The organism is Bacillus sp. MUM 13, assembly GCF_001866725.1.
Taxonomy (GTDB): Bacteria; Bacillota; Bacilli; order Bacillales; family DSM-1321; genus Peribacillus.
Genome location: NZ_MLYQ01000057.1, coordinates 1 through 6,047 on the forward strand (window position 1 = coordinate 1; position 6,047 = coordinate 6,047).

At 36.2% G+C, this 6,047-nt stretch carries 4 protein-coding genes, 14 tRNA genes and 1 rRNA gene; 15 read left to right on the forward strand and 4 right to left on the reverse strand.

Annotation, left to right across the window (positions count from 1 at the left end):
- Positions 1-122: 122 nt before the first annotated feature.
- The 15 genes from rrf to BIV59_RS14705 all read left to right on the forward strand — a co-directional run bounded on the left by rrf (position 123) and on the right by BIV59_RS14705 (position 1,508).
- A 5S ribosomal RNA gene (gene rrf / locus BIV59_RS14635) occupies positions 123-239 on the forward strand.
- A gap of 9 nt (positions 240-248) precedes the next feature.
- Positions 249-323, forward strand: a tRNA-Asn gene (locus BIV59_RS14640).
- A 3-nt stretch (positions 324-326) separates the two neighbouring features.
- Positions 327-418 (forward strand) — tRNA-Ser (locus tag BIV59_RS14645).
- A gap of 8 nt (positions 419-426) precedes the next feature.
- Positions 427-501, forward strand: a tRNA-Glu gene (locus BIV59_RS14650).
- A gap of 10 nt (positions 502-511) precedes the next feature.
- Positions 512-587: transfer RNA gene (locus tag BIV59_RS14655), tRNA-Val, on the forward strand.
- Positions 588-612: 25 nt separating this feature from the next.
- A tRNA-Met gene (locus BIV59_RS14660) sits at positions 613-686 on the forward strand.
- A gap of 3 nt (positions 687-689) precedes the next feature.
- Positions 690-765: transfer RNA gene (locus tag BIV59_RS14665), tRNA-Asp, on the forward strand.
- 33 nt (positions 766-798) lie between these two features.
- Positions 799-874, forward strand: a tRNA-Phe gene (locus BIV59_RS14670).
- Positions 875-889: 15 nt separating this feature from the next.
- Positions 890-973, forward strand: a tRNA-Tyr gene (locus tag BIV59_RS14675).
- Between the two features lie 5 nt (positions 974-978).
- Positions 979-1,052: transfer RNA gene (locus tag BIV59_RS14680), tRNA-Trp, on the forward strand.
- A gap of 14 nt (positions 1,053-1,066) precedes the next feature.
- A tRNA-His gene (locus BIV59_RS14685) sits at positions 1,067-1,142 on the forward strand.
- Between the two features lie 40 nt (positions 1,143-1,182).
- Positions 1,183-1,257 (forward strand) — tRNA-Gln (locus tag BIV59_RS14690).
- A gap of 4 nt (positions 1,258-1,261) precedes the next feature.
- Positions 1,262-1,336: transfer RNA gene (locus tag BIV59_RS14695), tRNA-Gly, on the forward strand.
- A gap of 8 nt (positions 1,337-1,344) precedes the next feature.
- Positions 1,345-1,418, forward strand: a tRNA-Cys gene (locus BIV59_RS14700).
- A gap of 8 nt (positions 1,419-1,426) precedes the next feature.
- Positions 1,427-1,508: transfer RNA gene (locus BIV59_RS14705), tRNA-Leu, on the forward strand.
- 124 nt (positions 1,509-1,632) lie between these two features.
- Here the strand turns inward: BIV59_RS14705 and BIV59_RS14710 are convergent.
- From BIV59_RS14710 to BIV59_RS14725, 4 genes are all read right to left on the reverse strand, one after another.
- Positions 1,633-2,748, reverse strand: a complete 1,116-nt coding sequence (locus BIV59_RS14710) for a site-specific integrase (RefSeq protein ID WP_071352215.1) — start codon at positions 2,746-2,748, stop codon at positions 1,633-1,635.
- Positions 2,749-2,819: 71 nt separating this feature from the next.
- Positions 2,820-3,143: a DUF771 domain-containing protein gene (locus BIV59_RS14715; protein WP_071352216.1), complete on the reverse strand. Its 324-nt coding sequence runs from the start codon at positions 3,141-3,143 to the stop codon at positions 2,820-2,822.
- A gap of 316 nt (positions 3,144-3,459) precedes the next feature.
- Entirely contained in the window at positions 3,460-5,265 is a 1,806-nt protein-coding gene (locus BIV59_RS14720; protein WP_071352217.1) for a DNA primase family protein, read from the reverse strand.
- Between the two features lie 35 nt (positions 5,266-5,300).
- The gene (locus BIV59_RS14725) at positions 5,301-5,825 is read right to left on the reverse strand and encodes a hypothetical protein (RefSeq protein ID WP_071352218.1); all 525 of its coding nucleotides are present in this window, start codon (positions 5,823-5,825) and stop codon (positions 5,301-5,303) included.
- Between the last annotated feature and the right edge of the window lie 222 nt (positions 5,826-6,047).

A 6,047-nucleotide genomic window follows, 5' to 3' on the forward strand; every position in this document is an offset into this window, starting at 1 on the left:
AGGACTTAACCAAAATGACGCCTGATATGTACTTCTTCTATTATCTAGTTTTGAAAGAACAAAAAAAGTTCTTGCAAAATAATGAAATAAGGTATATAATAATATATGTCTTATGGAAAATGTTTGGTGACGATAGCGAAGAGGTCACACCCGTTCCCATTCCGAACACGGCAGTTAAGCTCTTCAGCGCCGATGGTAGTTGGGGGTTCTCCCCCTGTGAGAGTAGGACGTCGCCAAGCTGGTATTATTCCGCAGTAGCTCAGTGGTAGAGCATTCGGCTGTTAACCGAACGGTCGTAGGTTCGAGTCCTACCTGCGGAGCCATATGGAGAGCTGTCCGAGTGGCCGAAGGAGCACGATTGGAAATCGTGTAGACGGGTACCCCTGTCTCAAGGGTTCAAATCCCTTGCTCTCCGCCATTATACCTGGCCCGTTGGTCAAGCGGTTAAGACACCGCCCTTTCACGGCGGTAACACGGGTTCGAATCCCGTACGGGTCACCATTTACATATTGGAGGATTAGCTCAGCTGGGAGAGCATCTGCCTTACAAGCAGAGGGTCGGCGGTTCGATCCCGTCATCCTCCACCATATCTTTAAGAAACATTTATATTATCGCGGGGTGGAGCAGTCTGGTAGCTCGTCGGGCTCATAACCCGAAGGTCGCAGGTTCAAATCCTGTCCCCGCAATCTGGTCCCGTGGTGTAGCGGTTAACATGCCTGCCTGTCACGCAGGAGATCGCGGGTTCGATTCCCGTCGGGACCGCCATTTTAAAAATTTAACATAGCTGTAATTAATAATGGCTCGGTAGCTCAGTCGGTAGAGCAAAGGACTGAAAATCCTTGTGTCGGCGGTTCGATTCCGTCCCGAGCCACCATTCACTTAATTATGTGGAGGGGTAGCGAAGTGGCTAAACGCGGCGGACTGTAAATCCGCTCCTTCGGGTTCGGCAGTTCGAATCTGCCCCCCTCCACCATCTATAGGGGCATAGTTTAAAGGTAGAACAGAGGTCTCCAAAACCTCCGGTGTGGGTTCGATTCCTACTGCCCCTGCCAATTTTAAAATAATGGCGATTGTGGCGAAGTGGTTAACGCATCGGATTGTGGTTCCGACATTCGTGGGTTCGATTCCCATCAGTCGCCCCATTTATAACATAAATTATTACTCAGTTGAATATAATGATATTGGGCTATAGCCAAGCGGTAAGGCAACGGACTTTGACTCCGTCATGCGTTGGTTCGAATCCAGCTAGCCCAGCCATCTTGCGGAAGTAGTTCAGTGGTAGAATACAACCTTGCCAAGGTTGGGGTCGCGGGTTCGAATCCCGTCTTCCGCTCCAATATTTAAGGCGGCATAGCCAAGAGGAAAGGCAGAGGTCTGCAAAACCTTTACCACCGGTTCGAATCCGGTTGCCGCCTCCAAATTACATGCCGGTGTGGCGGAATTGGCAGACGCGCACGACTCAAAATCGTGTTCCTTCTGGAGTGCCGGTTCGACCCCGGCCACCGGTATCTTTAAGTTAAAACTACTTAAGTTAAAAGCTCATAAATGCTTAAATATAAGCATTTATGAGCTTTTTTCTTTTTTTAGAATACGTTAGAACGCGATTGGAATTAAACCTATTTTACACATATTTTACACCACCATTTTTTCAAATGTACTCACTGTTCCTATTTCATCTTCTTCACGCAATTCTTTTATTACATGTGTATATTCTTTTAATGTAGTATCTATGTCGCTATGACCTAAACGTTCACTAACATAATAAATTGATACTTTTTTATAAAGCAATACACTGGCATGAGTATGCCGCAGTCCATGCATTGTAATTGGATCTATTTCAAGCGCAATCAATATCTTCTTTAACAACTTATTAGCAGCTGTGTTGCTTATTACTTTATATTTAGAATTAGGACTATAGAATACTAAATCATATGGATTCGAAGGTGAAGAGTCAAACAAACTCTTGAAGTGATCCATTGTAAGACTATCCATTTTAATAATTCGATTTGATTGTTCGTTTTTAGTAGGTCCAAACCCTTTAGGATTTCGCTTCATATATCCCCAAGTTTTGTTTATTGTAATAGTCTTATCAGAAAAGTTAAAATCCCTTCTAGTAAGTCCCACCATTTCTGCAAAACGCATTCCTGATGTCAGTCCTAGCAATAATAATGAATAGTTTAATCCTTTATTTCTATTGAGCTCACCCAAAATTCTTTTAAAAAGAATTTTACTTTCAATGAAATTCAAATGTTTTTCTGTTGGCTTTTTATTTGGCGTTGTCCATGTTATCACCGCTTTTCGTGTGAAATCATGGTGTATGATTTGTTCTTCAACAGCATCTTTTACACAGGCACGAATATGGGCGTTAAGTTTCTCCACAGTTTCCTTTGACTTATTAGAACCAAACTCATTTAAAAATAGTTGATAATCGTGTCTTTTGATCTCTTGCAGTGCTTTGCTTCCAAAATGGGCTTTTATGGCATTGGATGTGTATTCATAATGGAGCTGTGTTGTAATACTCAAATTTGATTTATATAGTTTTACCCAGTTATCAAAATACTCGTCAATTGGCACCGGTTTTAAATGAGGGATTATACCTTTTTGCAACTGTGCTTCTATTTCAGAAGCAGCTATCTTTGCTTCTTTCTTGGTTCGAAAGCCTCCTTTTCTTATAGGTTTTGGTTTTCCATTTACCATTCGACTTATAGTGTACTGATAAGTGCTTCCTCTTTTTTGTATACTAGCCATATAATCACCCCTGCCTTTTATTAAGATAAAGGCGGCCGGTTGGGTCACCTTTATCTTAGCAAATTGTCTCTCTATATTCCCTTGAAAATTTGATTAAAATTTTTATCTAAAAACTCCGCCATTTTTAAAGCATGGAATGACCAGGTTTGTCCTTTTGATTTTGGATAGAAAACAAATCCCCCCAAATCTGCATCTAATAATTTTCTGAATTTGGCTGGATAGAGTATATTTTCTTTAATCCATTCATTTTTTCTGTTAACTCTTTTTTCAAGATCTTTCATTGACCAAAAGACACCAACTAACTGTTGCCTTTTTAGATCTAGAAGTTCTATTTTTGAAATAAGGACTGCTTCGGATGGAATTGGAATAAGGAGATTAACCGATAGCTGTTGCATTTTTCTTTGCCTCCATATCTTGTTTTAAATATTGATTTAAACAACTTAGCAAATAACTAAATACAATATATGTCTGCTTAAGCTTATAAAAGGTTTTTGTAGATGCCTGAAAGCCTAAAAATCGTTTTTCAGCATTTCCTAATACACTTTAATAATATATAATCAAAGTCCCTCTTTTTACTTACTTACTGTAGCAGTCAACGTAGCTTTTCTTAGAGAATTAATTTTAAAAAATCTACGGTATTATTAAAAAAATGGACAATAAAGTACTGGAATTAAAGCTCATGTAGCAAACGTAGATAAAATAAGTGTTGTTTTATTTTATAAGGGTAATACCTTTAAATCCTTCTAGGGGTGTGGAACCGTTTATTCTGAATTTCACCTTTTTTAGGTCTAATTTTTTTAGCTCATTAAAAAACTCATATTTATTTAAAGCAGTATAACAGTTGTCCTTGCAGAATTTGATGTAAAAACTATATAAATCTCTTTTATGTGTCTTTAGTTCTTCATTATCTTTATCTATACTGCAGCATGTCTCTAAAAAATTAGGTACAGTATTCATTTCTTTGATATATTGCATCTTAAATTGCTTTGACTCTTTACATTCAGTAAAAATAAAATTGTTATTTATCAATCTGAGCAAACCTTCAACAGCCCAGGAAACTATATAATCCCTTTCAGCAAGCAGTTTTTCTTTGAGATAATAATCTCTTTCATGGGCCGGAACTGTATTATTAAAAATAGAAATTACCATTCGGTCGAAAAAAGCCGAGGAATGATCTGCACTTTTTAGTAAAGGCATGTTATTTCCGGCAAATGCCAGACGAGCTTTGTTTTTAAATGAGAAAGAATCTTTACCTTTGAATTCGGCCTCTATTTCATCATTTCCAGTTAATGATTTGATAGTGTCTAAGTCTTTTAGTATTCCATCATTTATTTCACCTGAGATATTTAGCTTGACCTTAGATAACCTTGCCTTCATGAACCGTTCCCCTAATCTATGAAGAGGGATCGCGCTTGTATACTGTCCTCCGATAATTTCTTTTAAAACGTCTAGTATAGTGCTTTTGCCAGTGTGAGGTTTGCCTATAAAAACAAAGAACTTTTTGGCAGTAGTGTAATTTGAAATAATGTATCCTATAATTTCTTGCAGCATTAAAATTTTTTCTTTTTCTCCGTTTGTACACTGGGTTAGGAAATTAGTGAAAGTTTGTCCTTTTGGATCATTCCGTTTGTAACAAGCATTAATATAGTTTGTAAAGTTATACTTTGGCGAATGAGTCAGCAATCTTTGTTCCGTTATGCTGTATACACCGTTAAGGAAATTAATATAACTTGTTTGGCTGTCAAAACTATTATCATTAATCTGTATGTTCTTATTGCTTTTTAATCTGTCAATAACATCATCTACTTTAAACTTAGTGAGCTGCTGCTCAATACTTCTTTCCCAACCGCTTCTTATAATCACTTTTAACTGTCTTTCATTCAAGAGGCTGTAGCATCCCAACTGATTATCATAAATATATAGTTCACCTTCGAAACATTTAAACTTGTGTATTTCTATTAATTTTTCGTATATATAAAAATCAATATTTTTTATTTTGGTTTCTTTAACTTCAGGTATACTATTTTCATTTATTTTCTGCTTTGGAGAACTAGTTGTTAACTTGTCCAGAAACCTGTTATCAGTTTCAGAGATATTATCTTGAGACAGAGTTTCTATTGGAAGACTCTTTTTTTCTTTAAAGAGCAAAGTATCATTTTTGTTGGCAAGATTGTTTAGATTATCAAAACTTATCTCTGAAATTTTTTCTGTTAGCAATATTCCCTTTGAACTAGATGGTGGCTGAATTACTTTTAATTGTGGGTGCAGGTTGTCGGTTTCCGAAGGGTACTGTCTGTTAGCTTCGATAACTCTATCCTCAATGAGAAAGTCATGAGGGAACTCACTAGATTTAGACAGGTGGTACGAATTATCGTCACTAGTTTTGTTCTTTATTTCAGGATCAGTTTTATTCGTCTTCTTGCCCGAATACAAAGCTAATAATTGCTCTCTCGCCTTATCGTATTCTTCATATTCCTGGATATATTCTTCGGTTGAAATGGTAAATTCGTTTTTCATCGGAACCACCTTTCGCATAAGAAATAATAAACTTTTTATTGTTCGGCGCCTGACTGATTTCTAGGAACCATTAGATTAATGAAGTTATGACATACATTTCGTAAATTTTGTACAGATCTTGGGGAATCGGCAGATAAATCAATTACCTTATCAATAATCGCATTATTAAATAGAGTAAACTGGGCGACATCCTGAGTTTCAATGTAAAGTAAAAGTAATTCACCTGAACATTCAGGGTCTGATTTCTCTTTAAAAAATTCATGGTCATTATTAAGTGATACATAAAACTTTCTGTTATCTGTTTTTGTTCTATCTATTAATATTCTAAATTCTGTATTTTCCTCTGGAGAATGTATTCCTAATTCCAACGCGTTTTGTCCCATACAAACTTTATTCTTTTCCGTAAGATAAGCAGCTACCAAGAGTTGAGACTCAATTTTATTATTGCCGACACAAGTGAACGATTTATCGTTTTCTAAACTGACTAATTGGATTAATCTATTGTCTTCCTCCAGCATTTTTGTAATAAGTTTCGTCTCATTGTTACTCATATTTTTCATTTAAACCGCTCCTTTTTTTTTGTAAGAATTGGTACGTTTTCATCATAATTCTTAAACAGATTTCTGTATTTCCTTTTTTAGAAATAAAAAAAACTTAGAAATTATGTTTAATTTGTGTTATAATGTCAGTTTTTTGAAAAAATATTGATTCTCGAATACTAGGAAATGGTATACTTAAATAATATAAGAATTACGAACCAATTTTTGTCTTATAATATATAT

Bases quoted from the DNA above. Each gene is read 5' to 3' on its own strand.
- BIV59_RS14710 (WP_071352215.1), bottom strand. From the start codon at position 2,748: ATGGCTAGTATACAAAAAAGAGGAAGCACTTATCAGTACACTATAAGT.
- BIV59_RS14715 (WP_071352216.1), bottom strand. From the start codon at position 3,143: ATGCAACAGCTATCGGTTAATCTCCTTATTCCAATTCCATCCGAAGCA.
- BIV59_RS14720 (WP_071352217.1), bottom strand. From the start codon at position 5,265: ATGAAAAACGAATTTACCATTTCAACCGAAGAATATATCCAGGAATAT.
- BIV59_RS14725 (WP_071352218.1), bottom strand. From the start codon at position 5,825: ATGAAAAATATGAGTAACAATGAGACGAAACTTATTACAAAAATGCTG.